The following is an 842-nucleotide window of genomic DNA, read 5'->3' as shown; positions in this document are numbered from 1 at the left end:
GGGCCAGCAGCGCGGAGATTTCCGCCACCGGGCGGGCATGTTCGGGGCCGAGGCCCTGGCCCAGATGCACGCTCATCACCTCGCGGCGCAGGGCGCTGTCGTCGCGGTGCCGGTTGAGCAGGGTGCGCACCAGCAGGCGCAGCGGCTCGGCATCGTCGGTGTCCAACGCGGCGCGCAGGGCGGCGGTGTCCTCGTCGATCATGCGGCGGGCCAGCGCGATCAGGATCGCCTCCTTGTCGGGGAAATAGCCATAGAGCGTGCCGATTCCGATCCCGGCGCGTTCGGCCACCAGATTGGTGGTCAGGGCGGCGCGCCCATCCTCGCGCAGAATCCGAGCCGCGGCCTCGAGGATGAAGCCCATGGTCGCCCGCGACCGCGCCTGCCGGGGGACACGCCGTTGATGCGAGGGGATTTTTTCCGGCGGCGCCATGGCGGGGCAGATCCGAGTATGAGAATGCGAGTAATCCTCGTATTTTGCTCGCGACACCGCGCCCTGCAAGCAGAATGGAGATCCGCGACGTGAAACCTGCCCTTGCCCTGGCCCTGCTGGCCGGTCTGGCCGGATGTGCCCCCGGCCAGCCGTTTCGCACCGCAACCGGTTTTACCGCCCATGTGCTGTGTTCCGAGACCTTCGTGACCGGGCAGGATCCGGACCGGTCCTTTGCCGAATACGTGGCGCCGTCGATCGGGCGGGTGGCGGCATTGGCCACCCGCTATCGCGTCGACCGGGACGGGCAGGCGGTGGAGGCACGGTTTGCCGGGCTGTTCCCGGCGCGGGCGGTGAACCGGGCCGGGCGCGGCTGTACCCTGGTGCAGGGCGGCCAGATGCCGGCGCCGCTGGA

2 protein-coding genes are annotated in these 842 nt (G+C 70.1%); one reads left to right on the top strand and one right to left on the bottom strand.

The genetic code is table 11. From position 1 onward, the window contains the following. On the bottom strand, positions 1–361 hold a 361-nt coding region (locus CVM52_RS26185; RefSeq protein WP_205965045.1), incomplete at its 3' end, for a TetR/AcrR family transcriptional regulator. A gap of 158 nt (positions 362–519) precedes the next feature. Between CVM52_RS26185 and CVM52_RS26180 the strand changes: the two genes are divergently transcribed. After that, the coding region (locus tag CVM52_RS26180; protein WP_205965044.1) for a hypothetical protein at positions 520–842 on the top strand (323 nt) is incomplete at its 3' end.

Origin of the sequence: Pseudooceanicola lipolyticus (assembly GCF_002786325.1) — a bacterium.
Lineage (GTDB): Bacteria > Pseudomonadota > Alphaproteobacteria > Rhodobacterales > Rhodobacteraceae > Pseudooceanicola_C > Pseudooceanicola_C lipolyticus.
The sequence above is the reverse complement of the archived record's forward strand: the minus strand, read 5'-3'. Positions and strand labels throughout refer to the sequence as shown.